This window comes from Sphingomonas sp. SP3, assembly GCF_058514305.1.
Map to the genome: position 1 here is coordinate 160,155 of NZ_JBZSOE010000001.1, position 26,319 is coordinate 186,473.

Genomic DNA, 26,319 nt, shown 5'->3' on the forward strand with positions numbered 1-26,319 from the left:
TAAACGGTCTGCGATGACACGTAAATTCTTCGGTACCGACGGGATTCGCGGCACGACCAACACGGAGCCGATGACGGCGGAGACCGCGCTTCGCGTCGGCCAGGCCGCCGGCGCGCACTTTCTCCGCGGCGATCACCGCCATCGCGTTGTAATCGGCAAGGACACGCGCCTTTCCGGTTACATGATGGAATCGGCGATGGTCGCGGGCTTCACCAGCGTCGGCATGGACGTGGTGCTGCTGGGACCGATGCCGACGCCGGCGGTGGCGATGCTCACCAAGTCCATGCGCGCGGACCTCGGTGTAATGATTTCCGCCTCGCACAATCCCTTCGCCGACAACGGCATCAAATTGTTCGGACCCGACGGCTACAAGCTCAGCGACGACGTCGAGCGCTCGATCGAAAAGCGGCTGGATCAGGCCCCGAAGCTCGCCAAGCCCGACATGATCGGCCGCGCTCGGCGCATCGACGATGCGCGCGGGCGTTACGTGCAGTTCGTCAAGGACACTTTCCCGGATCATCTCCGCCTCGACGGCCTGAAGGTGGTCGTCGATTGCGCTAATGGCGCGGCCTACCACGTCGCGCCAGACGCCTTGTGGGAGCTTGGCGCGGAAGTCGTCGCGCTCGGAGTCACCCCCGACGGCACCAACATCAATGACGAATGCGGATCGACGCATCCGCGTACCCTGCAGGAAACGGTCGTCGCCACTGGTGCCCACATCGGCCTAGCCCTGGATGGCGATGCCGACCGATTGATTGTGACCGACGAGAAGGGCGAGCTGGTCGATGGCGACCAGCTGATGGCGCTGATTGCGCTCGGCCTGAAACGGCGCGGCCAGCTCAAAGGCGGGTCGGTGATTGCGACGGTCATGTCCAACCTGGGCCTCGAGCGGAAGCTCAAGGAGCATGACGTCCAGCTAGTCCGGACGGCGGTCGGTGACCGCTACGTACTCGAGGAAATGCGCAAGAGCGGATGCAACGTCGGCGGCGAGCAGTCAGGGCACATCATCCTGGCCGATCATTCGACGACCGGAGACGGGCTGGTTGCGGGACTGCAAGTACTCGCCGCATTGGTCGAATCCGACGCGCCGGCGAGCGAGCTGCTGCGTCAGTTCGAGCCGCTGCCGCAGCTCCTCAAGAATGTCCGTTTCAACGGCGGCAGCGAGCCGCTGGAGGCGGACAGCGTGCGCAAGCATATCGCCGCGGCCGAGGCTGAGCTCGAAGGCCGCGGGCGGCTGGTCATTCGCAAATCCGGCACTGAGCCACTGATCCGCGTGATGGCCGAGGGCGAGGACATGGCGGTGGTGAAACGCCTCGTGGATAACATCTGCGAGGCCGTGCAGTCGGCCGCGTGAACCATTTCTTGGTAATTGTCGGCCAAACGACGATTCGTGCACATGGAAAACTTCGCCGCGAAAAGCGGGTCGAAGGCGAGTAGCGTGACGTCGACGGCCCGGATTCTGATCATCGCCGGTTCGGACTCGGGCGGCGGCGCCGGGATTCAGGCCGACATCAAGACGATTACGATGCTCGGCGGGCATGCGATGACGGCTGTCACCGCCGTGACCGCCCAAAACACTGTCGGCGTCACCGCGGTACATCCCGTCCCGGCCGAGCTAATTCTTGCCCAAATCGATGCCGTCGTGAGCGATATCGGCATCGATGCGGTGAAGATCGGCATGGTCGGCGGTGCATTTGCAGCCGAGCAGATCGCTGCCCGGCTCGAGCGCCTCAAGGCCGAGCAGCCGGGGCTACCGATCGTGTTCGATCCCGTGATGGTCTCGACCAGCGGATCGGCGCTCGCCGACGACGCGACGATTGCCGCGTTTGGCCGCCTGATGAACATCGCGACCATCGCCACGCCCAACATGCCCGAGCTGAAACGCCTTACGAACGAGGAGGACCCGGTCGCGGCCGCGCTCCACCTGGTCGGCGAGCATGGCTGTGCGGTGCTCATCAAGGGCGGTCACGAAGAGGGCGACGCACTCGCGGACGCACTGATCGAAACTGACAATATGACCAGTTGGCAGGGCCAGCGTATCGACACCACGAGCACGCACGGCACGGGGTGCACCCTGGCGAGCGCCATTGCTTTGTTCCTGGCGGAAGGTTGCTCGCTCACGGATTCGGTGGCGCGGGCGCGCGAATTCGTTCGCATCGCGCTCCACGAAGCCCCGGGCCTTGGTCAGGGCGGCGGTCCGATCGGGCAGGCAAATGTACGGCTCGACGTTGGCGCGGGGCCGCGTCTCAACCAGGTCACCGTGACCGGCACCAATTACGAGCGTTCGGTCGCCTTCTATAAGTCGATCGGCCTCAAGCAGATTGTCGACAATCCGCCCGATTATGCACGGTTCGAAACCGCTGGCGGCGTGACCTTCTCGGTCCAGATTGACCCTGAAGAAAAGATCGAAGCGACGACGGCGGTCTATTTCGAATGCGATGACCTCGACGAGCGCGTCGAGCAATTGGCGCGCAGCGGAATTCCCTTCGAGCATGGTCCTCGCAACCAGCCGTGGATGTGGCGAGAGGCGCGGCTGCGCGATCCCGACGGCAACATCGTCTTCTTCTACAAGGCTGGCGAAAACCGGCGCTTTCCGCCTTGGCGCGTCGACTAATCCACAAAATTTTCAGTTAGCTACTGGCGACTCAGGGTCGCGCTCCATAGGCTTGGAGGCAATGCCGCGGCGCTGCTCCTTCAAGCTCGAGCTCGATTATCCGCAGCCGCTTGCCGGCGTGGATGAGGCCGGATGTGCGCCGCTCGCAGGGCCGGTCGTTGCCGCCGCCTGCATTCTCGACCGCGATAAATTCCCGCGGGGGATCGACGACAGCAAGAATTTGCCGCTGCCGAAGCGGGAAGCGCTCTATTCCAAGCTGACCAAATGCGCGGCATGGGGTGTTGGGATCGCGACCGTCGAGGAAATCGACACCATCAACATCTATTGGGCGCGGATGCTGGCGATGACGCGCGCCGTAGAGGCGCTGGGGCTGGAGCCCGCCTGGGTGCTGGTCGACGGGAATGCCTGCCCGCGGTGGGAGCGGCCGTCCAAGGCCATCGTCGATGGCGATGCGAAGTGCCGCTCGATCGCGGCGGCGTCGATCATCGCCAAGGTCACGCGCGACCGCATGATGGTCGAATATGCGTCCGAATATCCGGGCTACGGATGGGACCATAACCGTGGCTATCCGACCCCCGATCACCGCCGGGCGATCAACGAGCTCGGGCTGACCCCGCATCACCGTCGGAGCTTCGGCCTGGTGCGCGAGATTGAGGCGCGGAAGGCGCAGCCGGAGCTCGTTTTCGAAGAAATTGGGTCGAGCGAGTCCTTTGAGTCACACCACCAGCCGTTGAGTCCGCCACCGGTCGCCTGACTCAATATCTTGTGCCGACGGGCGATAAAGCCCTCCAGACTTTGGGATCTGCCGGCGGACGTTAACCCTTGAGCGCTTGACCGCGAGTCCCTGCTGACTCACCCTTTGTGGCCAAGGCTTAAGGGGGTCTCAGTTTCATGAACTTCAACGCCCGCGTTGCGGAGCAGCCGGTATCGTTTCGCCCGGCGGCGCGATCCAAGCGCGAACTCTCGCTCGACCAGATCCTCATCGGCGATTGCATCGCTGAGATGGCTCGCCTTCCGGACAAGTCGGTCGACATGATCTTCGCCGACCCGCCCTACAATTTGCAGCTGGGCGGCGACCTGTTCCGTCCCGAAGGCGGCCGCGTGGACGCGGTCGACGACGAGTGGGACAAGTTCGAGAGCCTTACGGCATATGACAATTTCACGCGTGAATGGCTCGAGCAGGCGCGGCGCATTCTCAAGGATGACGGCACGATCTGGGTGATCGGCAGCTACCACAACATCTATCGCGTCGGCTCGCTGCTCCAGGACGAGGGCTTTTGGATCCTCAACGACATCGTCTGGCGCAAGACCAATCCGATGCCGAACTTCCGCGGCACGCGCTTCACCAACGCGCATGAGACTTTGCTGTGGTGCGCCAAGGACGAGAAAGCGCGCTACACCTTTAATTACCGTGCAATGAAGGCGTTGAACGACGATCTTCAGATGCGGTCTGACTGGCTGCTGCCAATCTGTGCGGGCGCCGAGCGGGTTAAGGGAGAGGACGGGGCCAAAGCTCATCCGACCCAAAAGCCCGAGTCTTTGCTCTACCGGATCCTGCTCGCCTGCACGAAGCCGGGCGACGTGGTGCTCGACCCATTCTTCGGGACGGGAACGACGGGCGCAGTTGCGCGTCGGCTCGGCCGCAAGTGGATCGGAATCGAGCGCGAGCAGACTTATGTGAAGGTGGCGAGCGCGCGCATCGCGTCCACACTGCCGCTTGACGAAAGCGCGATGCAGACCGTGACAGACAAGCGCGAGCAGCCCCGGGTTGCGTTCGGCCTGTTGGTCGAAAGCGGGATGGTCCCGCCCGGCACCCGCCTCACAGACGCGAAGCGCCGTTGGACGGCCGAAGTCCGCGCGGACGGCTCGATTAGCTGCGACGCGCACTCGGGCTCGATCCACAAAGTCGGAGCCGCGCTCCAGGGTGCGCCAAGCTGCAACGGTTGGACCTTCTGGCACGTCGCCGCCAACGTGCTCGAGCCGCTCGACAGCTTGCGCCAACGGCACCTGGCCGCGCTATAGCGCGGACCCATGCGCACGCTTCTCCGCCCCACGGGCTTCGTCGATTCTCCCTTTGGCTTTGACGGAAAGGTCGCGCGGCTGGCCGGCGGCCTCAACTGGTTTTCCGCAGTCGAGCTGATCCGGACAGATGGCAAGCGCCGTTCATCGACCGAGCTGCTGCCCGTAGAGGCGATCGAAGATCGATTCGACGACGAGATGGCGGCGCAATGGCAGGTGCTGACCGCCCCGCGCTCTCCACTGCAGCTTGGCGCTCGCACGATCCGCCTCGACCAGCCGCAGGTCATGGGCATCGTCAATGTCACGCCCGACAGCTTTTCCGACGGCGGGCAGTTCGCGGATGCGTCGGCCGCGGCTGCCGCGGGCGCGGACATGGCGGGGGAAGGCGCGGCGATCATCGACGTCGGCGGCGAATCCACGCGGCCGGGAGCCAAGGCGGTCTGGGAAGGCGATGAGATCGAGCGCATCGTGCCGGTCATTCGCCAGCTTGCGGCTGGCGGCGCGGCCGTTTCCGTCGACACGCGCAAGTCTGACGTCATGACGGCAGCGGTCGAGGCGGGCGCAAGGCTCATCAACGACGTGTCCGCGCTGACCTTTGACCAGCGCTCGGCCGAGGTCGCGGCATCGCTCAACGTTCCGGTCGTGCTGATGCATCATCAGGGCGATCCGCAAACGATGCAGGACGATCCGCGCTACGATGATGTGCTCGTCGAAGTGTATCTGTGGCTTGAGGAACGGGTGGCCGCCGCGGAGGCGGCGGGGATCAAGCGCGAGCGCATCCTGGTCGATCCGGGCTTCGGCTTCGGCAAGAATGTTGGGCATAATCTGGAGCTGATGAACGGCCTTGCGCTGTTCCACTCCTTGGGCTGCCCGCTCGTCGTCGGCGCAAGCCGCAAGCGAACGATCGGTGCACTCTCTGGCGAAGCACCTGCCGACAAGCGTCTCGGCGGAAGCATCGCCTTTGCGATGAAGGCAGCGGAGCAGGGCGTACAGCTGCTTCGCGTCCACGACGTGTTCGAGACGGTTCAGGCGCTGAAGGTGTGGCGCGGGCTTCGCGACCAGGCGCTCACGCCGCGCGTCTGACTAATCGGCTTCGGCTAATGGCAGCTTTGGGTGGAAAGCTGACGTTAGATGGTCGTGGTCACGGGATTCCGAACAAGCGGTCGAGCGACAGCTTGCCGCCGCCGAGCGCGATCAGCGGAAGCATCAGCCCGGCCCAGCTCAGATGGGTTGGCCACGCATCCGGATAGACGAAGATTTCGATGACCGACGTCATCAACAGCAGCGCGCAGGCCGAGATCCGAGTGAAGAGTCCCAACACGAGCAGGATAGGGAACAGATGTTCGCTGTAGGTCGCGGCGTAAGCTGCGACTTCAGGCTTCACGAACGGCAACGCATAGTCCGAGCGGAAGAGCTCGAATGCACTGTCGTTGATCGTCAGCCAGCCGTCTACCTTGGTTCGGCCGGACATGAAGAACACCGCCGCGATACCGAGCCGCTGGACCAGCAGCAGCAGCGAAGTCGGCAGCACAGTCCGGGCGGTGGACGCCAGCAGTTCGAACGGTGCGCGCCAGTGAAGCGCCTTGGCATCAGTGGTCATTGGACATCCTTTCGGTGGGCGCTGCGAACGCGCCGAGGTTGACGAGTGAGGTGAAGAGCGCTCCGCAATCTTCGGCGGCGTAGAGCTGCGAGGCCGCAGCGATGGCCTCGCCGACGTTTTCGCCGAGACGAATGCCGAACAATATCCGGTGAGCGGCCGGGCCGATCCGCGGCGAATGCATGACGTTCCACGAAGGTCGCGAGAACAAGGCCCCTTCCGCTTTCCAGTCGGGCGTGATTTCGGCAGCGATCGGGCGCTGATGGGCGAGCCAGATGCTCATTGCCGGAGTGGACAACCAGGTGAAGCGGAGCGCCGGGTGAAGCTTGAGCTTCAGCAGGCGAGGGTCCTCCCGCGCAATGTCTGCGGCGCTGGCCGGGACAGCGTCGGCGGCCATCAGGCTTTCGATGCACAGCCGCTCGACCCGCGCGACGTCGGCGAGATAGGCGATGTCGCTTATCCATGGCTGGCGCTCGAGCCAGTCGGCGAAGCGCTCGCCGTAGAGCGCAAGGACCGGCCGGCGCGGCGGACATTCGGTCGCGAAGTCGACCGCGACGGCCTCGAACATCTCCGCACCCACGATCTGCTCGATGACGCGGTAATTGGCACGCAACGCCTCCACTGAGCCGTGGATGACCGTGTTGCGATAGACGGCCATCGCGCCCTGTGCGGGGGCATCGAGGGCAGCAGCGAACTCGCGCTGGAAATCGAGCATGTCAGGCTGCAAGAGCGAGGCTCCCGTGCAGGACGGACTGGGCGCGGCTGCGCTCGGTGAGCAGCTCGGCGAAGGGTGGAACATTGCCGTCGCGCTCGATCAGGGTCGGGCGCGGGCCGATGCGGGACACGAAGCCCTCGTAAAGCTGCCAGACGTGCTCGCTGACCGGCTCGTCATGGCTGTCGATAAGGAGCGTACCCTCGGCGTCAAGCGAATGGCCGGCGAGGTGGATTTCGTGCACGTGATCGCCGGAGATTTCGGCAAGCCATGCGGCGGGATCGTGACCGAGGTTATGCGCGGCCACCGCGACATTGTTGACGTCGATCAGCAGGCCACATCCGGTGCGCCGGGCAAGCTCGGCGAGGAAGCTGGTTTCGCTCCAGGCGTGATCGCGAAGGGCGAGATAATGGGTCGGGTTCTCGATTAGGATCTGGCGGCCGAGCGTATCCTGCACGCGTCCGATATTGGCGGCGAGGCGGCTCAGCACCTGGTTGGTGCGCGGGACCGGAAGAAGGTCCGGGAAGCTGCGCCCGTCGAGCAGCGACCAGGCGAGATGCTCCGACACCAGCTCGGGCTGAAATCGATCGACCAACCGCTTCAGCGCGGCGAGATGATCTGGGTCAGGGTCGCTCGCGCTCGCAAGCGACATGCCGACGCCGTGAAGCGAGAGCGGCCGGTCGCGCCGAAGCGCTTCGAGCATGGCCAGCCGTGGACCACCCGCGACCATGTAATTTTCGGCATGGACTTCGAACCATAAATCCGCCGCCGGCGCCGCGAGAGCGTCCGCGAGATGCTCGGCCTTGAAGCCGACGCCGGCGGCGGGATTCATGGCTTAGCGGCCCTTGATCGGTGCCAGCGAACCGTGACCCTTGGGCGTGTTGATCGCGGTGCAGGTGCCCTTGGCGACATACTTCCACGCATTGCCGGCATAGTCCTTCTTGGACGTACCCGCGCAGGTGGTTCCGGCACCCGCGGCGCAGTCGTTCTTGCCGGCTAGCGACACGCCGAAGCATTTGTCCTTGCCCGGTTGCGGCGCGGCTGGCGCGGCAACGGCAGTGCTCGAGACGAGCGCGGCTGCGGCACCGACGATGGCGATATTGGCGATTTTCATAATCAGGGGTCTCCTCGACTGTCGTGCGGCCCTCTGGCCGACCCTGGTTATTCGTCATTCGAGAGATTCGGTCACAGTCCGAGAGCGCATCGGTTCGATACGCAACGAGTATCGGCGGAGTGCTGGAAGCGATCGTTGCGACGATGTAATTAGGATCAGCCGCAAAAGCTTTGCGGGGGGACCGTTTATGGAAATGCAGCACGTCCGCTATTTCGTTGCGCTCGCGGGGACGCTGAACTTCACGCGCGCCGCGGAGCAATGCAACGTAAGCCAGCCGGCGCTGACCCGCGCGATCCAGCAGCTCGAGCATGAGCTTGGCGGTCCGCTGTTCCACCGCGAGCGCGGCAACACGCATTTGTCCGAGCTCGGGCGGATGATGTTGCCCTATTTGAAAACGGTGGAGGAAAGCTGCCGCGCTGCGCGTGACCAGGCTCGCGCCGTCAAGCGGCTCGAACGGGCGACGCTGACCATTGGCACAATGTGCACGATCGGGCCGCAACTGATCTCCCAGCTCCTTGTGCAGTTCCGCACGGAACATCCCGATGTCGAGGTGCAGGTCGTCGATGCCGGTGGGCCGCAGATGGTCGAGATGCTTGAGAAGGGCGACCTCGAAGTCGCGATCGTCGGCGTACCCGGCGAGCTTCCGGAATCGCTGCACCAGGTGCCGATCTTCGAAGAACGGTTCGTGATCCTCCTTCCGCCCAACCACCGGCTTGCGGCAATGGACGAAATCCCGGCCTCGGAGCTTGATCAAGAGCCCTATGTCAGTCGCTCAAACTGCGAAGTTTTTGAGCCGGTGCGCAAGGAGCTCAACGGCCGCGGAGTGTTCCTGCGCCAGGTGTTCAGCTCGCCGCGCGACGATTGGGTGCAGGGGATGATCAAGGCCGGCCTCGGCCTTGGCTTCTTCCCCGAGTTCAGCGTCACGGATTCAGATCTGGTGGTGAGGCCCTTGGTGAATCCGGGTTTCAACCGCACGATCTACCTGACGACCGTGCGCGGACGACCGCATTCGCCGGCGGTCGGAGCATTCGTGCAGGAGGCTCGGCGTTACACCTGGCCGACGACCCGGCTACCGACAGGTACCAGTGAGACAATCACGGTCGGTCAGCAGGTCATGGCAGCCGCTTAGAGCGTTCAGCGCGGCGGGGAAGCCCGCGTAGAGCGCCGTTTGCATCAGCACTTCGATAATCTCTTCGCGAGTGATGCCGATCTCCATCGCGGTTCCGACGTGGCCGCGCAACTGGACGCGCGCGTCGCCACGCGTAGCGAGTGCGGCGATCGCGATCAGCTCTCGGCTGCGAAGGTCGAGCGCGCTGCGGGAATAGAGGTCTCCGAACGCGAACTCGATGGTCATTCGGGCAAAGTCCGGGGCGACTTCGGCAATTCCGCCGGACAGGAAGTCGTCTAGCTTCTTGGACGCTACTTTGCCGGCGACATCGAGGCCTCGGCGATAACGATCACTCATTGCGACTCCTCTTGGCGCAGTCCGAGCCCCAGAACGGCTGCAATCGATAGTGACACGAACACTCCGCCGACGGCCGCGGCCCAGCCGTAACTGTCGAACAGGATCCCGATGACCGCGGCGCCGGCGAGGCCGCCGCAGTAATAAGATGAGAGATAAAGGCCGCTCGCCGCAGCCTTGTGGCCCTTGGCGATGCGGCCGACGTGACCGGTTGCAACGGCCTGGGCGAAGAAGGTGCCGACGCCGACCAGCGTCATCCCGGCGATGACCGAGAACAGGCTAGGCACCAGCAGCAGGACGAGGCCGAGCAGGGCGATGGCGAGGCTGATCGTGGAGGCCGGCCCAGGCCCTGTGCTTCGCGTGACGGTGCCGGCAAGCGGCGTCGTCACCATCGACGGAAGGAAGACGAGGAAGACGAGGCCGAGCGCAGTCATTGATAGCGCGTGCGGGGGCCGCATCAGCACGAACCCGACGTAAGTGAACACGCCGATGAAGCCGAACAAGATCAGGAAGCCGATCGCGAATGTGCGCCGAAGCGCAGGATCGGCGAGCTGCTCCAGCCATGGGGCCCAGAAGCGGCCCATGCGGTCCATCGGCTCGGGCGCATTGCGGTGGAGCGTCATGGTAACCAGCGCCGCCCCGGCGAGGTTGAGGATGGCGAAGAACAGAAAGCTTTGCTCGGCCCCGACGAGGCTTGCGACATATGCTGCGGTCAGCCGGCCGATGAGGTTGCTCGCAACCACGCCCGTTACGTAGGCGGCAAGCGCGTTTGCGGTTCTAACCTCGCAACGTTCTGCGAGATGCGCGAGCGTGAGAGTGAAGGCCGCGGCCATGAACAGCCCCTGCGTCACGCGAAGGATCGCGAACACCGTCAGGTTTGGAGCGAAGGCGAGGGAGGCCGTCGGAAAGGACAAAAGGAACAGGCTGAGGGCAATGGCTCGCTTGCGTTCCAGGGCGCCGCTGACGACGCCCATCAAAAGGCCCGAGATGGCCATGCCGAGCGTGCTCGCATTGGCGGCGAGGCCGATCTTCGCGGGGGCAACGCCATAGGCCTTTGCGAGGCTCGGCAGGATCGCCTGGGTCGCGAACAGGTCGACGAGCGTGAGGAAGCCGATGACCGCGATCAGCAGCCATTGCGGCAAAGTGAGTCCGGGCGGTCGAGCGATCTCAGCGGGATGTGCGAGTTCAGTCATGGCCGCTCCGTAGAGAGGATGGCGTCCCGCCTGGGCGGGGCGGGACGCCTGGTGTGCCGGCGGAGGGGAGTTGGAGCGCCGGCTCGGGGATCAGTTGGCGTGGAATACGTCCGACGAAAGAAGGACGGCGGGGACCTTGCCGTGGTTGATCCAATAGTGGCTCAAGCCATCGGCCTCGCGGCTGATGTCGCCGGCCTTGTGCTCGATCGGAACCGAGCAGGTTGAGCTATATTCGGTGATCGCGCCGCTGACCGTGTAGATCAGGGCCGGGCGATCCTTGTGGCTGTGCAGCGGGACGATACCGCCGGGCTGAACGACCAGTCGGCGCGTGCGCAGCAGGCGGCCGTCGACGCCGATTTCACCGGCGAGATCGATCGACCCGATCACGGTGTCCGTGACACCCTTGGGCATCGTCGGGGCATTGGCGAGCGCATTGGCGCCCGGTGCCGAACAGTCGGCGAGGGCCGGCGTCGCGGCGCTGAACGCGGCGAAGGCAATGGCCGCCGTCGCGATCTTGGTCTTGAAGTTGAACATTGCCGTCTCCTTGAACGAATAGAATCTGGTCGCCGCGAGACCGGACTGCAGGATGCGAGGGTCATGCCTTGCTCGTCCCGTGCGTCATCGGCTGAGGAGCCGGTCATCGCGACGCCCCATCAAAATGGCCGAGCTGCGTTCCGCGCGGAAATCCCAAGGCGTCATGGAGTCGATGCACGAAACGCATTTCAGCCATTCCGCGTGAACCGGCATCCTAAGCGCTCAATCGAATTCCAGGAGCGTGAGGATGGACATGCAGGTCCAAAAACAAGTCGACGCCGCCCGGCCGCTTGCCGGCAAGGTCGCGGTCGTCACCGGATCCACCAGCGGCATCGGCCTCGGCATTGCGCGGTCGTTCGCCCAGGCGGGTGCGGACGTTGTCATTAACGGCCTCGGCAAACCCGACGATATCGAACGCGTGTTGTCCGAGCTCGAGTGGGACAATCCCGGGTCGCGCATCGTCTACAACGGCGCCAATTTGATGAAGGGCGAGGACGCCGCGATGCTGGTCCAGCAGGCGCTCGAGGGCTTTGGGCGCGTCGACATCCTCGTCAACAATGCCGGGATCCAGCACGTCAGCCCGATCGAGCATTTTCCGCCCGAGAAGTATGAAGCGATTATCGCGCTAAACCTGTCGGCCGCCTGGTACACGACCCGCGCCGCCTTCGAGTCCATGAAGCAGAACGGCTTCGGGCGGATCATCAACGTCGCCTCCGCGCACGGCCTGATCGCCTCGCCGTTCAAGAGTGCCTATGTCGCGGCCAAGCACGGCATCGTCGGCCTGACCAAGACGGTCGCGCTCGAAGGCGCCGAGCACAATATCACCTGCAACGCGATCTGCCCCGGCTATGTGTGGACGCCGCTCGTCGAGAACCAGATCGACGACACCGCCAAGGCGCGCGGCCTGACCCGCGAGGAAGTCGTCCGCGACGTCCTGCTTGCCGCGCAACCCAACAAGCGCTTCGCCGATGTCGAAGAGCTCGGCGCGCTCGCGGTATTCCTGTGCGGTTCGGGCGGACGCTCGATCACCGGAACTGCGCTGCCGGTCGACGGCGGCTGGACTGCGCACTGAGGCATTTCGCGATGCGCAGGGTGAGCAAGCGACCGCACGTCGTCATCGTCGGCGCGGGGTTTGGCGGACTGGCCGCGGCCAAGCGGCTCGCCAACCGCGACGTCGACGTGACCCTGGTCGATCGCCGAAACCACCATGTGTTCCAGCCTCTGCTTTATCAGGTTGCGACGGCTGCCTTGTCGCCAGCCGATATTGCGGGCCCGATCCGCTCAATTTTCTCGAACGCGCGCAACGTGCGCGTCCTTCTCGACGAGGTCACCGGAGTCGATACGCTGCGCAATGGCGTACAACTGAAGGGCGGGAATGAACTCCGCTACGACTGGCTGATCGTCGCGACTGGCGCCCGCCACAGCTATTTCGGTCATGACGAATGGTCGGCGAACGCGCCCGGCCTCAAGTCGATCGACGATGCGCTCGCGATCCGCCGCAAGGTGCTGCTCGCGCTCGAGCGTGCCGAGACGGAAAGTGATCCGCGCCGCCGGCAGGCGCTGCTGACATTTGTTGTCATTGGAGCCGGCCCGACCGGGGTGGAAATGGCGGGCGCCATCGCCGAGCTTGCTCGCCGCTCGGTGTCCCGCGACTTCCGCAGCATTACGCCGGCTTGCTCGCGTGTGATTTTGGTCGAGGCCGGTGAGCGCGTGCTCGCGACCTTTCCTGCCAAGCTATCGGAGGCGGCCGAACGTTCGCTTGAGGAGCTCGGCGTCGAAGTCCGCCTCGATGCGCCAGTGGGCGACATCGGCGACGGCTACGTCCAGTGCGGCAGCGACTTGATCTTCGCGAAGACCGTCATCTGGGCCGCGGGCATCAAGGCGTCGCCGGCGGCCGAATGGCTTGGTGCGGACAAGGACAAAGCGGGCCGCGTCTTCGTCGAGACCAACCTCAAGGTGCTTGGCTCCCCAAACATTTTCGCGATCGGCGACACGGCGTCAGCGCCCGCGCGCGTGGGGCATGCGCTCCCCGCCGTCGCGCCGGTTGCCAAGCAGCAGGGACGCTTCGTCGCTGACCTCATCCTCGGCCGCCGGCTCCGCGATTTCACCTATCGCGACTTCGGCAACCTCGCGACGATCGGCCGGAGCCGCGCCGTCATCGACATGGGCTCGCTCGAACTCAGCGGCTTCATCGCCTGGCTGATCTGGTCGTTCGCGCACATCTGGTTCCTGATCGGCTTCCGCAGCCGCGCGGCCGTCACGATCAACTGGCTGTGGAACTACCTCACTTTTCAGCGCGGTGCGCGCCTCATCACCGGCGAGACCATGTCCCCCGAAACGGCCGCCGCGCGCCCAGCAATCCTCGAAAGGAAATGTGCATGAACTCGCTTGCGAAGGAGGTCGCCGGCCTCGGCCAGACGGTGCTGGTCTTGCAGGGCGGCGGCGCGCTCGGCGCTTACCAGGTCGGAGTCTACGAAGCGCTGCATGAAGCCGGGATCGCGCCGCAATGGGTGATCGGAACCTCGATTGGCGCAATCAACGCGGCGATCATCGCCGGCAGCAAGCCGGCGGACCGGGTCGAGAAGCTGTGCGAATTCTGGTCGCGCGTGCAAAACGATCAGTTCGTCCCTGGCGGGCTTCCGACGTGGCTGGCAACGGCGGCGCGCAACAGTCTCGCCATCACCAACGGCGTGCCCTCTTTCTTCAGTCCCAATCCGCTCGCCTTCACCAGTCCGCACTATCGCCTGGGCTCGGAATCCGCGGGTTATTATTCGGTGTCTCCGTTGCGCCGGACGCTCGATGACCTGGTCGACCTGAAGCAGCTCAACAGCGGGGAGACCCGCATCACGGTCGGCGCATCGAGCGTGCGCACCGCCGAGATGCGTTACTTCGATTCGCGCGACATGCCGTTGTCGCTCGACCACGTGCTGGCGTCGGGCGCATTGCCGCCCGGCTTCCCGCCGGTGCGGATCGACGGCGAGCTCTACTGGGACGGTGGGATCCTCTCGAACACGCCGGTCGAGGTTGTGTTCGACGATAATCCTCGCCGGGACAGCTTGGTCTTCGCAGTGCACATCTGGAACCCGAACGGTCCCGAGCCCGAGACAATTTGGGAGGTCATGAACCGCCAGAAGGACATTCAATATTCGAGCCGCGCCGCATCGCACATCAAGCGCCAGCGCCAGCTCCACCGCATGCGCCACATCATCGCGGAGCTGACCAAGCAGCTTCCCGAGGAAGCGCGCAAGAACAACAAGATCGGTGAGCTTGCATCCTACGGCTGCCTGACCCGGATGCACGTCGTGCGCCTGCTCGCGCCGGCGCTCGACTATGAGGATCACAGCAAGGACATCGACTTTTCCGCGCACGGCATCGCCCGACGCCGCGAGGCTGGTTACGCGGACACGATGAAGACGCTGGAAAAGGCGCCGTGGCGCAATCCGGTGGACGAGATCGAAGGTTTCATCCTGCATGAAGCGAGCGGCGGCCAGATGGTCGAGACCGCAGCCGCGAGCTGACCATGCTGCAGGCGGCAACGACCAAGCGATCGATCGCGGTGCTGCTCGGATCGGTGAGGCGCGACCGCATGGGTAGCCGCGCGGCCAAGCTCGTAGTCGATGAGCTCGAGCGCCGCGGGCACGAAGTCCATGTCGTCGACCCGTGCGAGGTGCGCCTGCCGCTGCTCGACCGCATGTATAAAGAGCATGCGACGGGCGAGGCGCCGGAAGAGATGGAACGGCTCGCCGACCTCTATCGCAAAGTCGATGGGTTCATCGTCATCAGCGGTGAGTATAATCACGGGATTCCGCCCGCGCTGAAGAACTTGCTCGACCATTTCCTGGAAGAGTATTTCTGGCGGCCGTCGGGCATCGTTTGCTACTCGGTCGGCGGCTTCGGCGGCGTTCGCGCGGCGATGCAGCTGCGCATGACCCTGTCCGAGCTCGGCATGCCGAGCGTTCCGAGCATTTTCCCGATCCCGCGCATTGCCGACGCGATCAGCGAAGACGGCGTGGCGAAGGAGCCGATCACCGAGCGGTCGATGAACCGCTTCCTCGACGAGTTCCTGTGGTACGCCGGCGCGCTTACCGAGGCCCGCCGCGAAGGCACTCCTTACTGAGCGATACGCGCGGCGCATGAACATCATGCCCAATCGCGATTTTTCTACGCGGCCTCCAAGCACGACAATGTGCCGGTCATTCAAAAGGAGGCCGGCAATGCGCCGCACATCAAAGCTGGATTCGAAGTTCCTCGCCCTGTTGATGATCGCCGGTCCGGCGACCGTCGTGTCCCCGATCCTGGCGCCCGCGCACGGTGCTGTGCCGGTGTCCGCGGCCCCCGCCGACGGCGTCATCAAGCAGAAGAGCGACTATGCGTTCGACGAGACGATCGCGCGGCTGAAAGGCGACATCGCCACCAAGGGCATCCGCTTTTTCGACGAGATCGACCAGACCAAGCTCGGCGAAGGCGCCAAGCTTCCCATCAACAGGTCGACCCTGATCCTGTTCGGCAATCCGCCGCTCGGGGTCCAGTTCCTGCAGTCGAACCCGGTCGCGGGGCTCGACTGGCCGGTGCGCATGCTGATCACCCAGGACGACGATGGCACCGTGTGGATCAGCTGGACCGACTTCCGGTTCGTCGCGAACCGCTACCAGCTCAAGGACCGCGACGCCCAGATCGCCATGGCGACTGAAGTCGCCGCGTCGATCGCCTCAGCAGCAAGGAAATCGCAATGAAAAACGCTCACGCCGAACCGCTTCCGCGCCGGGACATCGTCGCGATCTGCGCCTTCCTCAATCGTGACCACGGCATCAAGTCCGTCGATGCCTGCGTCAGCAAGCCGGGCACGTTCCTCGACAAGCTGGCAGCAGCCGCACGCATGCAATGACCGCGGTGCCCGCCGCGGCAATGCTTGAGACCCGCCTTGCGCCGCTACGCGCAAGGTGGGTCTCGGCGTATCGAGCGGCATGGGCGGTGCTGGCGATTGCTGCGTTTGCGCTGCTCGCGCAGCCGTTGATTCATCCGACCACGACGCCGGCCGCGATCATCGTGCTGCGGCTGGTCAAGGCCATTGTCCTGATCAGCGTCAGCGCGATCCTGCTTCGCCGCCGCGCCAAGGATCCAGTGGCCGCGCTACTATCGCTCGCTTTCCTGACCTGGACGATCACGAGCAGCTTCGATTTTGCGTCGAGCGATCCACTCCCGTTGCTGCTGGATCGCGCGCGCTTCCTGCTGTTTGTGCTCGCCTTGCTGCTATTCCCGGACGGGCGTTGGCGGCCCGCTTGGACACGTCCCCTCGCCGCATGCAGCGCCGCCGTGTTCCTCCTTGGAATTGCGGAATCGCTTCAGCTGAGCCCGACGCGAGCCTTCCTGCCGCTCGCGATCCTGTGCGTGCTTGGGGCGATTGGCTCGCTTATCTCCCGCTTCCGGGCATCGGCGAATTATGCGCTCAAACAGCAACTCAAATGGGTCGCGCTGGGGCTGGTGGCAGGCGTTGGCCTGATACTTGCTGCGCGAGCGGGGTCGGCGTTGTCCGCGAGCCCGTCGCACATGATGTCGATCCTGTGGGAGGCCTTGTTCCAGCTCGGAATCATCATCGTCGCGCTCGGGTTTCTCGTCTCGCTCCTTCGCTTCCGGCTGTTCGATGCGGAAACGGTCATCAGCCGCTCGGCGGCCTATGCGGCGCTGACTATCGCGCTGGTGGCGACCTTCGGCGGCACCGAAGCACTGATCCAAAACCTGGGCCAGAGCTATCTCGGCATGAACATCGGCGGCATTTCGGGCGGCATGGCCGCAGCGGTCGCGGCCGTTCTGCTCAATCCCTTTCACAGCCGAATAAGCGATTGGGCCGAACACCGCTTCCAGCATGACCTCGTGCTCCTCAAACGGCAGCTTCCGGAAATGCTTGAGGACCTGGCCGCGACCGCGACACCGAGCGAAATCGGCGCCGCCATCCTGCCACGGATCAACGAGGCAGTGCACGCGACGCGCTCGGCATTAATTGGTCCGGGGCCGACGGTGATCTCCGCCCACGGCATATCGCGCAGGGAGGTGTCGTCTATGTTGCCCGAGGTAACGGGCGGCGGCGTGTCTTCGTTTCCGATCTGCCTGGCACTCGTCTGCCCGTATTCAATCGAGTTCGGATGGCTGCTCCTGGGACCCCGGCCTGACGGCAGCCTTTATGGCAAAGAGGACATGCGCGCGCTTGACTCCGTACGGCAGGATATCCGGCGCGCGCTGGTCCGGGCGGCAGCGCGGGGAGCCTCGCGCGCGGCATCGCGGGGACAATTGCGGGCGCTGCGCAAGGACCTGGCCGACCTTCGCGGCCGCTTCGCGGTCATGGAGGCGCGGGTCGCGGCTACCAAGACTGGGTAATGTCTGCTTTGGGTGGAAAGCAGACGTTAGGTTACTCTGGCCTGGGAGGAAGCTTTCGAACCCGCCTCCGCTCATTTTGCGTGGAGTAGTAGGCCAGCCGAAGATGAGAGGGTACCTCGCGGTGTATCACCAGCTTCGCGCCTCTTTCCCGAAGGAAGCGCCGAAAGCGGGCCGCATTCTTATTGCCCCACACTCCCACGTAGTTTGTACGCAGCCACCGCAAGAGCCACGATCTGCGCGCATCCCATCGTCGGTAGGTGGCGCAGCCGCTGAAGGCATGCGCCACTTCCTCCTTGCTCATAAACCGCTCTAGACGCCGTTGCCGTGCGATGCACACCACTGTGTCACCGGAGGGGGCAAAGTGGGGGTCGCGGAAAACATAAACGTCGAGAGCGGCCTTCATGCCACCACTACAGCCCGATCTGCGAACGTCCGCAATGGGTGGAAAGCGGACATCGCGCCGATGAGTTGGCACACGCTTCCTTTTAGGAGAGAATGGGAAGCAAGGGGGCTGCCATGAAACTCGCCTTACTGCCAGTTACGCTGGCCATCTCCGCAACGCTGCAAGGGAGCGCCGCCGGTGCTGAGGCATCAGTTTGCCCTGCTCCGAAACTCGTCACTCAACAGGATGTCGAACGCTACATCGTTGAAAGTGAGGATGCGTGGGCCAAATCCGTCGCAACGAACGATGCATCGGTTGTGAAGCGGATCCTTGCGGACGACTTCATCTGGGTCCTGGATGGAAAAGTTGTCGATAAGAAGACGGCAGTGAAGTGGGCGGCGGCAGGTCCCGGCGAGTTCCTCAGCAACGAGCCCGAGTACGTCCACGTTCGTTTCTTTGGCGATACCGCCGTAGCTCAGGGCAGTGAAACCTGGACGAAGAAGGGTCCAAAGCGCGGCAAGTTCGTCTGGACCGATACGTGGGTGAAGCGTGCGGGCTGCTGGCAGATCGTGAACGCTCAGGACACCGTGGTGCCGCTTCCGATTGAATAAAACGCGCACCGACCGAAAGCGCAGTCAATCTGCGCAACGTCCGTTCGGTGGAAAGCTCCCACTAGCTTCGGCATAGCCGGCAAAGCTGCCGTAAGGCGCTGACGCCCAGGATTTAAGCGGCGGTGTCGATCCCAAGGTCGCCGAGCTTGCGGTAGAGCGTCGAGCGGCCGATCCCGAGGCGCCGGGCGACTTCGGTCATGCGCCCGCGATAATGGCCGATCGCGAGCCGAATGATGTCCGCCTCGATCTCTTCCAGCGGGCGCAGATGCCCGTCGGCGGTATAAACCGAGACGCTCGGGGCGCCGGCGATCGCCTCATCGCTCTTCGACTTGGTCAGGTTCGGCGAGAAATCGGTGCGGCGGCCGGTGTAGCGGGCCTGGATCGCGATGTGCGGGAAATGCTCTGCGGTGAGCGCGGTGCCGTCGCACAGCAAAGCGGCGCGGAACAGCACACCCGTCAACTGGCGGACGTTGCCGGGCCAGCCATAGCGCATCAGCACGGCAAGCGCGTCATTGCCGATCGACAGCGGTTTGAGACCGGTTTGTTCGGCGAGGCGGTTGAGCAGGTGGCGGGTAAGCGCGGGAATGTCGCCGCTACGCTCGCGCAGGGGCGGCAAGGTGACCGTCACGCTGCCCAGCCGCTCTGCGAGGCCGGCGTCAAAATCATCAGGAAGCGCGCGGCTGTTGGTCGCGATGACGCGCACATCGACCGAATGGCTGCCATTGAGGCCGACCGGGCGGACCTCGCCGGTTGCAAGGACGCGGTCGAGCAACTGCTGGGTTGCAACTGGGAGCGCCGAAATCTCGTCGAGGACCAGCGTACCGCCATCTGCCTGAACGAGCTTGCCGGTCTTGGATGCGAAGGCCCCTGGGAAGGCGCCCTTCTCGTGACCGAACAGCTCGCTGTCGATGATGTTGGCGGGCACAGCCTTGCAATCGAGCGTCAGCAACGGCCCCTTCGCGCGCAAGCTGGCGCTGTGGATTCCCCGTGCAACCGTTTCCTTGCCGGTTCCCGCTTCGCCGACGATCAAGACCGGCAGGCGGTTGCGAGCGGATTTGGCAGCGACTGCAAGCGCGGTGCGAAATTCCGGCGCCGCGCCGATCAATTGTTCGAGCGCGAGCGGCGGCGCGAGCTTTTCCGAGACCGGCGCGAGTTCACCCGCCGCGCGGCGGCGATCGGCGTTGGCGGCAAGTGCTTCCAGCAGCCGCTCGGACGCGACCGGGCGTACCAGGAAGTCCGAGGCGCCGGCGCGCATGGCCTCAACCGCGACGGAAACCGTGTCGCCATGCGACAGCACGATTACCGGCAGGTTCGATCGATGAGCGCGCAGCGCCGCGATCAGGCCCGGACCTTGCTCGCCGTCCCAACCACCGAGCAATGCTGCTTGCACCTCGCGGCCGTGAGGCCCCTGAAGCAGTGCAACCGCCATTTCCTCGTCGGCGGCGCCGACCACGCTCCAGCCGGCGCGCGCAGCAATTGCGGACACAAGTCGGCGCTCGTCCGGGTTCGAATCGAGCAGCAACAGCGAACGTTTGGGTTCTTCGCGCATTTTCCGCCTTTCGCGCGACAGCCTACCCCTAAGGGGTAAAGCGGTGCTTAAGGCCGCCAACGCGGGGCTTGGGGTGTTGAGCGCGGCTTGTTATGGACGTGGGCAATCGCCGTTTTTCCGAAGGGGTTATCGATGGCCGATGAAGACTCGTTGCTGGTCAGTCCACCGACGCAGGATGCTGCAGTGCACGTCCGCGACTACTTGCGCTTCACCCAAATGTTCAAATGGGGCGCAATCGTCTGCTTCCTCATCGGCTTCATCGTCCTCCTCATCCTGAAATAAAAGGCCGGCCCAACCCATGAAGATCGCGGTCCTCAAGGAAGCCGCCGGCGAGACGCGCTGCGCCGCGATTCCCGAAACCGTGAAGAAATTCATTGCGCTTGGCGCGGAAGTGGCAGTCGAGAAGGGGGCCGGACAAGGCGCATCGATCTCCGATGCCGACTTCGAGGGCGCGGGCGCCAAGGTCGGATCGCGCAAGGACGTTCTCAAAGGGGCAGGAATTATCCTCGGCGTGGACGGCCCGGAGCCCGACAGCCTCAAGGATGCCGATAAGGGCGCGCTGCTGATCGGAGCGCTCGATCCGCTACGGCGCCGGTCGGCCATCGATGCTTACGTTTCGGCCGGGCTCGACGCGTTTGCGATGGAATGGATGCCGCGCATCACTCGTGCGCAATCGATGGACATCTTGTCGTCGCAGTCGAACCTCGCCGGCTACAAAGCCGTGGTCGAGGCGGCCGACACTTACGGCCGGGCCTTCCCGATGATGATGACGGCGGCGGGGACGGTCAGTCCCGCGAAGGTGTTCGTGATGGGCGTCGGCGTCGCCGGCCTCCAGGCCATCGCGACGGCAAAGCGCTTGGGTGCCCAAGTCAGCGCCACCGACGTTCGTTCGGCAACCAGGGAGCAGATCCTGTCGCTGGGCGCCAAGCCGATCTTCGTCGAGAATGTCGCGGGGATCGAGGGCGAGGGCTCTGGTGGCTATGCAACTGAAATGTCTACGGAATATCAGAAGGCGCAGGCAGAGCTCGTGTCCGGGCATATCGCCAAGCAGGACATCGTCATCACGACCGCGCTGATTCCGGGCAAGCCCGCGCCGCGGCTGATCAGCGATGCGCAGATCGCGACGATGCGGCGCGGCAGCGTGATCGTCGATATGGCGGCCGAGGCCGGCGGGAATGTCGAGGGTACGGATATCGGGAAGAAGGTTGAGAAGCATGGCGTGACCATCATCGGTGCGTCGAACCTCGCGCGAAGCCTGGCGGCGGACTCGTCGGCGCTATTCGCCCGCAATCTCTATAATTTCCTCGCCGCCTTCTGGGACAAGGATCAGGGCAAGCCGGTGCTTCCCGATGACGATGAGATCGTCAAAGGCATTCGCCTGACCCAGGGCGGCAAGATCGTGAACGAGCGGCTAAGCGCCGCCTGAGCGACGTGAGTAACGCGGACATCCTGGTCATTGGCGGCGGCATTGCCGGCCTGTCGGCCGCCGCGGTGCTTTCCAAACATGCTCGCGTCACGGTCCTCGAAGCCGAGGAGCAGATCGGCTTCCACTCGTCCGGCCGAAGCGCGACCATGCTCCATTACGCGCTCGGCGACCGGCTTGTTCGCGCCCTGACTTTGGCGAGCAGGCCGTTTTTCGACGCGCCGCCGGAGGAGTTCGGTTCAGTCGGCCATCGCATGCCGGTGCTTATTCCCGCCCGAGAGGACGAGCGCGCCGACCTCGATGCGCTGGAAGCGGCGATCTCTCCATTTGCGAAGCTCGAGCGGCTTGATGCTGCCGGCGTTCACGAACTCTGCCCGCTCCTGAAGAATGATGCGCTTTATGGCCTCGCCGACCGCGACGGCATTCGCATCGATCCGCACGTGCTGCTCCAGGGCAATTTGCGACAGCTCAAGGCCAATGGCGGGACGCTCAGTACCGGCCAGCGCATCCAGGCGATCGACCGCTCGGGCGGGGTATGGGCGGTGACGAGCGACGCGGGTGCGCATTTTTCCGCACCGATCATGGTCAATGCCGCGGGGTCCTGGGCGGACCAAGTCGCGATCCTGGCCGGGGTCCTGCCGCTCGGGCTTCAGCCCATGCGGCGGACGATCATTACCTTCGACGCGCCGGCGGGCATCGACATCAGCGGCATTCCGTTCACCAAGACGATTGGCGATGAGCTCTATTTTGCGCCCGAAAGCGGCCGCTTGTTCGCTTCGCCGATGGACGAAGTAGCGAGCGATCCGTGCGACGCGCAGCCCGACGAATATGAAGTCGCCTTGGCCGCGTATCGAATGGAAGAGCGGACGATCGTGAAGGTAGAGCGCGTCCACAGCCGGTGGGCTGGCTTGCGCACCTTCACGCCGGATCGGCATCCGGCGTTGGGCTTCGCGCAGGAGGCAGAGGGCTTCTTCTGGCTAGCGGGGCAGGGCGGCTTCGGCTTGCAAACCTCGCCGGCGATGGCGGCCATTACCGCATCGCTGATCGCGAACGAACCCTGGCCAGTTGCCGACGTAACGCCTGAAGACCTAAGCCCCGGCCGCTTCGGGAAGATTGCATAGGTCGACCCAACGCTCGCCGACCAGCTCGAACAGGCGCGCAGTCGGCACCCGCACCGATGTGTTGAGCGAGCCTCCCGCCGGATAGACGGTCTCGAACGCCCGTAACGAGACGTCGAGGTAGACCGGCAGGCCAGCGGGCAAATCGAACGGGCAAACGCCGCCAACCGGATGCCCCGTGATCTCGAGCGTCTCCTCGGCGCCGAGCATGCGTGGCCGCGCGCCCAGCACATCCTTGCACTTGCGATTGTCGAGCCGCGAGTTGCCGCGCGTCACCAGCAGGAAGAGCTGATCGCCCGCCCGAACCGCAAGCGACTTAGCGATTTGGCCCGGCTCGACGCCGAGCGTTCTCGCGGCGTCATTGACCGTCGCGGTCGTGTCGTGCGCATCGATGATTTCCAGGTCGGGCGCGTGCTCCGCCAGCCACGCGCGTACGGATGCGGCACTCATTCGCCCACCAGATGGAGCGCGATCTCCCGCTGCTGCGGGTCGAGGCGATGCTCGAACAGGAAAATGCCCTGCCAGGTGCCGAGCAAAGGTGCGCCATTTTGCACGGGGATGGAAAGGTGCGTCTGCGTAAGTGCGGCTCGGAGGTGGGCCGGCATGTCGTCCGGCCCTTCGTCGTCATGCTCATAATCGGCGCCTTCTGGGGCGATGCGCGCGAAATAGGCTTCAAGGTCGCGGCGAGCAGCGAGCGCCGCATTCTCCTGGATTAGCAGCGACGCTGACGTGTGCCTGCAGAAGATTGTCAGAAGGCCGTCGGAAATGCCGCTTTGAGCGACGAAATCGACAACTTCATCGGTGAATTCGTGAAGGCCAGGCCGCCTGGCGCGAATCGAGAGTAGGTTGCTTGCTTGCTTCTGCATGGGGGCGGGCTAGCTCGCATCAGGCATGGCGGCCAGTGTCGCCGCACCCACCTATCGTGAGCCCCGGAAACAGGAACGCCCGCCTTTCGGCGGGCGCTCGTAACTCTTTGAATCCGCAGTTCTAATCGAACTGAGGACGGTTTTTAGCCGTTGCCGCCAGCTCCGCTCCAACCCGAGCCCATGAGCCAGCTCCAAAAGCCGCGGCCAGCTTTGTTGTTCTTCATTTCTGTCACGCCCCTTGTCTGAACTGCGATTCGGCAGCTGACACAGATGTTAACCTTAATCGATATGGTTAGCAAACGATTCACCATGTTTGCGGCGCGGGCGCGCGGAAACTGTTCCGTTTTGTGACAATGGGTTGGATGACGCGCTTACGGCTGAGCGGCGCTCAGGATCAGCAGTTCAGGAGATCAAGCTGCGCTGCGCTTGCGGTCCGAGCTCAGGCGCTTGGTCAGCGCTTCGAGGCTCATGGGGCGGCCGACCGCATAGCCTTGGGCAATGTCGCAGCCCATGGTGATCAGCACGTCTAGGATGTCGTGATGCTCGACGCCTTCGGCGACAACTTTGCGGTCGAGCGAGTGGGCAAGGCCGATGGTCGACTGGACCATGACGCGGTCGCTGCGGTTGTCGACGATCCCTTTGACGAAGCTCTGGTCGATCTTGATCTCGTTGGCCGGGATCTTCTTCAGATAGTCCAAAGTCGACAGCCCGGTGCCGTAATCGTCGATGGCGATCCGCACGCCAATGTCGCGAAGCCGGGTGATCATCTCCAGCCCGTCGCCGCTTCCCGCGAGGGCCGCCGTTTCCGTCAGCTCGAGGGTCAGATGCTGTGGCGACAGGCCGTGGCGAGCGAGCAGCGCCGAGAGCCGCAGGGTGAAGCCCTTGTCGGTCAGGAGCCGCGCCGAGAGATTGACCGCGACATCGAATTCACCCCCGCGCTTATTGATCTGCGCCGCCGCCTTCACCGCTTTTTCAAGCACATAATCGGTGAGCTTGCCGATGCGGTTGTGCTGCTCGGCCGCTGCAACGAATTCGGTCGCGGCGATCGGGCCCTTCTCCGGGTGCGTCCAACGAGCCAGCGCTTCGGCGCCGATAATGCGCCGGGTCGCGAGGTCGAGCTTGGGCTGGTAGGCGACCCAAACTTCCCCGCGATCGATCGCCTCGTCGAGCTGGCTCAGCATCGATAGCTTCCACGACGCGTCCTCGAGCGTGCCCGGATCGAAATATTTCCACTTGAGCCCGTCGTGGGCTGCTTCCTCGGCGCCGACGAGGGCGCTCGCCAGTCGGCTTGCGAGCGAGCGTCCGCTGCCCACCTCGACGCCGAAGGCGATCGTGAGGTCCAGCGACAGGCCCGCGACGCGCGCCGGCGTGCGGAACAGCGCGTAGAGCGCTTCCAGGTGATTGCCGAAGGCGCGCTTGGGGTCGTCGAACCAGGCGAAGATGCCGCCGTCACCCTGGTAGAGTGTCCGCTCGGGCGATCCGACCTTCAGTCGGGCCACGATCTGATCGACCAGCTGCCGCTCGCTGTTGGGCGGCAGGGTCGCGAGGATTTCCTCGTAATTCATCACGCGCGCCGCAATCAGGGCCTGATTCTTCGCTCCTCGGTGAGCGCGCAGCGCATTGAGGTTGGGCAGGTTTGAAATCGCATTGACCAGGCCGCGCCGGCGGTATCGGCGCCAGAACAGCGCGCTCCCAACAACCGCAAGCACGAACAAGGCCGGGGTGATGTCGAGGTAGACTAGACGAGCCTCAAGCGCGGCGGGGGCCAGAAGCAAGGTGACCGCTCCAGCACCCAGCATCGCTCCCTGTTGGCTTGGGCTTCTGCGCCGCAAGCAGGCCGCGGCGAGTGCCATCGCTGCAACGAACAGGGGCAGCCAGCCCAGGTACAGCGGTTTGCCCGACTTGAGCGTTTCGCCGCCGATGACGTGCACGACCGCGCCGCCCATCTTCCCGGTTCCCGGGATGAAATATTGATCCCCGACCGCCTCGGCCGTGCCGCCGATCACCACGTCCTTCCCGCGAACGGCCCGCGGGTCGAATTGCTTCCCGATGACTTCAGCAGCGGGAATCGTCGGAATTGTCGACGGATCGAGCGAATAGTCGGGCATGAACACCGTCCCCGATTGGCCCTTCCGCTTAGCGAGCTCAGCCGAAAATGAGTCGATCGCGCCGCCAGGCGCCGGCAGTGCGAACGGCAAGTGCCAGGCCGCATTCTGGTAATTGTAGTTGACGCTGATGGTGCCGAGCCGCGCATGCTTGGCCAGAATAGGCAGCGGCGTTCCCTCGAGTTCCGCGCCCTGCTGGGGTCCCGATAGGGTCCTGGTGGCAAGGTAGACACGACCCGAGCGCTCGATCGCCTTGGCGAAAGCGTCATCCTCAACGGCGTCGGTGGGACCGACAAAGGTGAGATCGAAGAAGATCCGGTTCGCGCCGGCTTTGTCCAGCTCGTCCGTCAGGCGGGCATAATTGCTCCGCGGCCAAGGCCAACGGCCGATTTCCCGAAGCGACTGGTCGTCGATTTTGACGAGCACGATGTCGCCGCTGGCCTTGTGCCAGTGAAGGCGATTGCGGGCCACGCGGAGGAAATCTTCGGCGATCTCGCCGAAACCGATCAGGCCGAAAATCAGGCCAGCCACCGCCGTCCACAGAAGCAGCTTCCATGGGGATGCGTCGACGGTCCTGTCCGCGCGCTTGATCACAGCGGCGCTTTTCCTTCTCAGTTGGTGCGTTTCGCCTTGCCACCGAAAGGTTAG

At 64.3% G+C, this 26,319-nt stretch carries 28 protein-coding genes; 17 read left to right on the top strand and 11 right to left on the bottom strand.

Annotated elements, in window-relative coordinates; translation table 11 throughout:
• Window positions 1-13 precede the first annotated feature (13 nt).
• The 5 genes from glmM to folP all read left to right on the top strand — a co-directional run bounded on the left by glmM (window position 14) and on the right by folP (window position 5,716).
• Window positions 14-1,354: a phosphoglucosamine mutase gene (gene glmM / locus AC4K8G_RS00930; RefSeq protein ID WP_491732312.1), complete on the top strand. Its 1,341-nt coding sequence runs from the start codon at window positions 14-16 to the stop codon at window positions 1,352-1,354.
• Between the two features lie 84 nt (window positions 1,355-1,438).
• Complete coding sequence (gene thiD / locus AC4K8G_RS00935; RefSeq protein WP_491732313.1) at window positions 1,439-2,614, top strand: bifunctional hydroxymethylpyrimidine kinase/phosphomethylpyrimidine kinase; 1,176 nt, start codon at window positions 1,439-1,441, stop codon at window positions 2,612-2,614.
• Window positions 2,615-2,675: 61 nt separating this feature from the next.
• Window positions 2,676-3,368 (top strand): ribonuclease HII, encoded by a 693-nt coding sequence (gene rnhB / locus AC4K8G_RS00940; RefSeq protein WP_491732314.1) that lies wholly within the window; start codon window positions 2,676-2,678, stop codon window positions 3,366-3,368.
• A gap of 137 nt (window positions 3,369-3,505) precedes the next feature.
• Window positions 3,506-4,636, top strand: coding sequence for a site-specific DNA-methyltransferase (locus AC4K8G_RS00945; RefSeq protein WP_491732315.1), 1,131 nt, complete (start codon window positions 3,506-3,508; stop codon window positions 4,634-4,636).
• Window positions 4,637-4,645: 9 nt separating this feature from the next.
• Complete coding sequence (folP, locus tag AC4K8G_RS00950; protein ID WP_491732316.1) at window positions 4,646-5,716, top strand: dihydropteroate synthase; 1,071 nt, start codon at window positions 4,646-4,648, stop codon at window positions 5,714-5,716.
• Window positions 5,717-5,774: 58 nt separating this feature from the next.
• Here folP and AC4K8G_RS00955 read toward each other — a convergent pair whose 3' ends face one another.
• Genes AC4K8G_RS00955 through AC4K8G_RS00970 form a run of 4 tightly spaced genes read right to left on the bottom strand, consistent with a single transcriptional unit; the run spans window position 5,775 to window position 8,056 of the window.
• Window positions 5,775-6,233, bottom strand: a complete 459-nt coding sequence (locus AC4K8G_RS00955) for a DoxX family protein (protein WP_491732317.1) — start codon at window positions 6,231-6,233, stop codon at window positions 5,775-5,777.
• Window positions 6,223-6,945 carry an HvfC/BufC family peptide modification chaperone gene (locus AC4K8G_RS00960; RefSeq protein ID WP_491732318.1) on the bottom strand — a complete coding sequence of 241 codons (723 nt, stop codon included), beginning with the start codon at window positions 6,943-6,945 and terminating at the stop codon, window positions 6,223-6,225. Before AC4K8G_RS00960 ends, AC4K8G_RS00955 begins: the two co-directional genes overlap by 11 nt.
• A gap of 1 nt (window position 6,946) precedes the next feature.
• Window positions 6,947-7,774: an MNIO family bufferin maturase gene (bufB, locus tag AC4K8G_RS00965; RefSeq protein WP_491732319.1), complete on the bottom strand. Its 828-nt coding sequence runs from the start codon at window positions 7,772-7,774 to the stop codon at window positions 6,947-6,949.
• 3 nt (window positions 7,775-7,777) lie between these two features.
• Window positions 7,778-8,056 (bottom strand): BufA1 family periplasmic bufferin-type metallophore, encoded by a 279-nt coding sequence (locus AC4K8G_RS00970; RefSeq protein ID WP_491732320.1) that lies wholly within the window; start codon window positions 8,054-8,056, stop codon window positions 7,778-7,780.
• A 187-nt stretch (window positions 8,057-8,243) separates the two neighbouring features.
• Here AC4K8G_RS00970 and AC4K8G_RS00975 point away from each other — a divergent pair, with 187 nt between their 5' ends.
• Complete coding sequence (locus AC4K8G_RS00975) at window positions 8,244-9,185, top strand: LysR family transcriptional regulator (protein ID WP_491732321.1); 942 nt, start codon at window positions 8,244-8,246, stop codon at window positions 9,183-9,185.
• Here AC4K8G_RS00975 and AC4K8G_RS00980 read toward each other — a convergent pair.
• The 3 genes from AC4K8G_RS00980 to AC4K8G_RS00990 all read right to left on the bottom strand — a co-directional run bounded on the left by AC4K8G_RS00980 (window position 9,126) and on the right by AC4K8G_RS00990 (window position 11,245).
• Entirely contained in the window at window positions 9,126-9,521 is a 396-nt protein-coding gene (locus AC4K8G_RS00980) for a carboxymuconolactone decarboxylase family protein (protein WP_491732322.1), read from the bottom strand. The genes AC4K8G_RS00975 and AC4K8G_RS00980 overlap by 60 nt on opposite strands.
• A complete protein-coding gene (locus AC4K8G_RS00985; protein WP_491732323.1) occupies window positions 9,518-10,711 on the bottom strand; it encodes an MFS transporter in 1,194 nt (397 codons plus the stop codon). Before AC4K8G_RS00985 ends, AC4K8G_RS00980 begins: the two co-directional genes overlap by 4 nt.
• Window positions 10,712-10,801: 90 nt before the next feature.
• Window positions 10,802-11,245, bottom strand: a complete 444-nt coding sequence (locus AC4K8G_RS00990; RefSeq protein WP_491732324.1) for a cupin domain-containing protein — start codon at window positions 11,243-11,245, stop codon at window positions 10,802-10,804.
• Between the two features lie 247 nt (window positions 11,246-11,492).
• On the opposite strand from AC4K8G_RS00990, the gene AC4K8G_RS00995 reads away from it, so the two are divergent.
• From AC4K8G_RS00995 to AC4K8G_RS01030, 8 genes are all read left to right on the top strand, one after another.
• Window positions 11,493-12,317, top strand: a complete 825-nt coding sequence (locus AC4K8G_RS00995) for a 3-hydroxybutyrate dehydrogenase (RefSeq protein ID WP_491732325.1) — start codon at window positions 11,493-11,495, stop codon at window positions 12,315-12,317.
• An 11-nt stretch (window positions 12,318-12,328) separates the two neighbouring features.
• Complete coding sequence (locus AC4K8G_RS01000) at window positions 12,329-13,627, top strand: NAD(P)/FAD-dependent oxidoreductase (protein ID WP_491732326.1); 1,299 nt, start codon at window positions 12,329-12,331, stop codon at window positions 13,625-13,627.
• Window positions 13,624-14,763, top strand: coding sequence for a patatin-like phospholipase family protein (locus AC4K8G_RS01005; protein ID WP_491732327.1), 1,140 nt, complete (start codon window positions 13,624-13,626; stop codon window positions 14,761-14,763). Before AC4K8G_RS01000 ends, AC4K8G_RS01005 begins: the two co-directional genes overlap by 4 nt.
• Window positions 14,764-14,765: 2 nt before the next feature.
• Window positions 14,766-15,362 carry an NADPH-dependent FMN reductase gene (locus tag AC4K8G_RS01010; protein ID WP_491732328.1) on the top strand — a complete coding sequence of 199 codons (597 nt, stop codon included), beginning with the start codon at window positions 14,766-14,768 and terminating at the stop codon, window positions 15,360-15,362.
• A gap of 97 nt (window positions 15,363-15,459) precedes the next feature.
• Window positions 15,460-15,978, top strand: coding sequence for a DUF302 domain-containing protein (locus tag AC4K8G_RS01015; RefSeq protein WP_491732329.1), 519 nt, complete (start codon window positions 15,460-15,462; stop codon window positions 15,976-15,978).
• The gene (locus AC4K8G_RS01020; RefSeq protein WP_491732330.1) at window positions 15,975-16,130 is read left to right on the top strand and encodes a hypothetical protein; all 156 of its coding nucleotides are present in this window, start codon (window positions 15,975-15,977) and stop codon (window positions 16,128-16,130) included. Before AC4K8G_RS01015 ends, AC4K8G_RS01020 begins: the two co-directional genes overlap by 4 nt.
• Window positions 16,127-17,617, top strand: a complete 1,491-nt coding sequence (locus AC4K8G_RS01025; protein WP_491732331.1) for a hypothetical protein — start codon at window positions 16,127-16,129, stop codon at window positions 17,615-17,617. The genes AC4K8G_RS01020 and AC4K8G_RS01025 overlap by 4 nt, the downstream gene beginning before the upstream one ends.
• A 516-nt stretch (window positions 17,618-18,133) precedes the next feature.
• On the top strand, window positions 18,134-18,610 hold the full coding sequence (locus tag AC4K8G_RS01030) for a nuclear transport factor 2 family protein (RefSeq protein WP_491732332.1): 477 nt from the start codon (window positions 18,134-18,136) through the stop codon (window positions 18,608-18,610).
• Window positions 18,611-18,722: 112 nt separating this feature from the next.
• Here AC4K8G_RS01030 and AC4K8G_RS01035 read toward each other — a convergent pair whose 3' ends face one another.
• Window positions 18,723-20,159 (bottom strand): sigma-54-dependent transcriptional regulator, encoded by a 1,437-nt coding sequence (locus AC4K8G_RS01035; RefSeq protein ID WP_491732333.1) that lies wholly within the window; start codon window positions 20,157-20,159, stop codon window positions 18,723-18,725.
• Window positions 20,160-20,291: 132 nt separating this feature from the next.
• Between AC4K8G_RS01035 and AC4K8G_RS01040 the strand changes: the two genes are divergently transcribed.
• Genes AC4K8G_RS01040 through AC4K8G_RS01050 form a run of 3 tightly spaced genes read left to right on the top strand, consistent with a single transcriptional unit; the run spans window position 20,292 to window position 22,703 of the window.
• Entirely contained in the window at window positions 20,292-20,441 is a 150-nt protein-coding gene (locus AC4K8G_RS01040) for a hypothetical protein (protein WP_491732334.1), read from the top strand.
• A 16-nt stretch (window positions 20,442-20,457) separates the two neighbouring features.
• The gene (locus AC4K8G_RS01045; RefSeq protein WP_491732335.1) at window positions 20,458-21,585 is read left to right on the top strand and encodes an NAD(P) transhydrogenase subunit alpha; all 1,128 of its coding nucleotides are present in this window, start codon (window positions 20,458-20,460) and stop codon (window positions 21,583-21,585) included.
• A 5-nt stretch (window positions 21,586-21,590) separates the two neighbouring features.
• A complete protein-coding gene (locus tag AC4K8G_RS01050; protein WP_491732336.1) occupies window positions 21,591-22,703 on the top strand; it encodes an NAD(P)/FAD-dependent oxidoreductase in 1,113 nt (370 codons plus the stop codon).
• Here AC4K8G_RS01050 and AC4K8G_RS01055 read toward each other — a convergent pair.
• The 3 genes from AC4K8G_RS01055 to AC4K8G_RS01065 all read right to left on the bottom strand — a co-directional run bounded on the left by AC4K8G_RS01055 (window position 22,671) and on the right by AC4K8G_RS01065 (window position 26,265).
• A complete protein-coding gene (locus AC4K8G_RS01055; protein WP_491732337.1) occupies window positions 22,671-23,150 on the bottom strand; it encodes a YbaK/EbsC family protein in 480 nt (159 codons plus the stop codon). The two genes, AC4K8G_RS01050 and AC4K8G_RS01055, sit on opposite strands and share 33 nt — an antisense overlap.
• Window positions 23,147-23,566 (bottom strand): secondary thiamine-phosphate synthase enzyme YjbQ, encoded by a 420-nt coding sequence (locus AC4K8G_RS01060; protein WP_491732338.1) that lies wholly within the window; start codon window positions 23,564-23,566, stop codon window positions 23,147-23,149. Before AC4K8G_RS01060 ends, AC4K8G_RS01055 begins: the two co-directional genes overlap by 4 nt.
• A 410-nt stretch (window positions 23,567-23,976) precedes the next feature.
• Window positions 23,977-26,265: an EAL domain-containing protein gene (locus AC4K8G_RS01065; protein WP_491732339.1), complete on the bottom strand. Its 2,289-nt coding sequence runs from the start codon at window positions 26,263-26,265 to the stop codon at window positions 23,977-23,979.
• Window positions 26,266-26,319 lie beyond the last annotated feature (54 nt).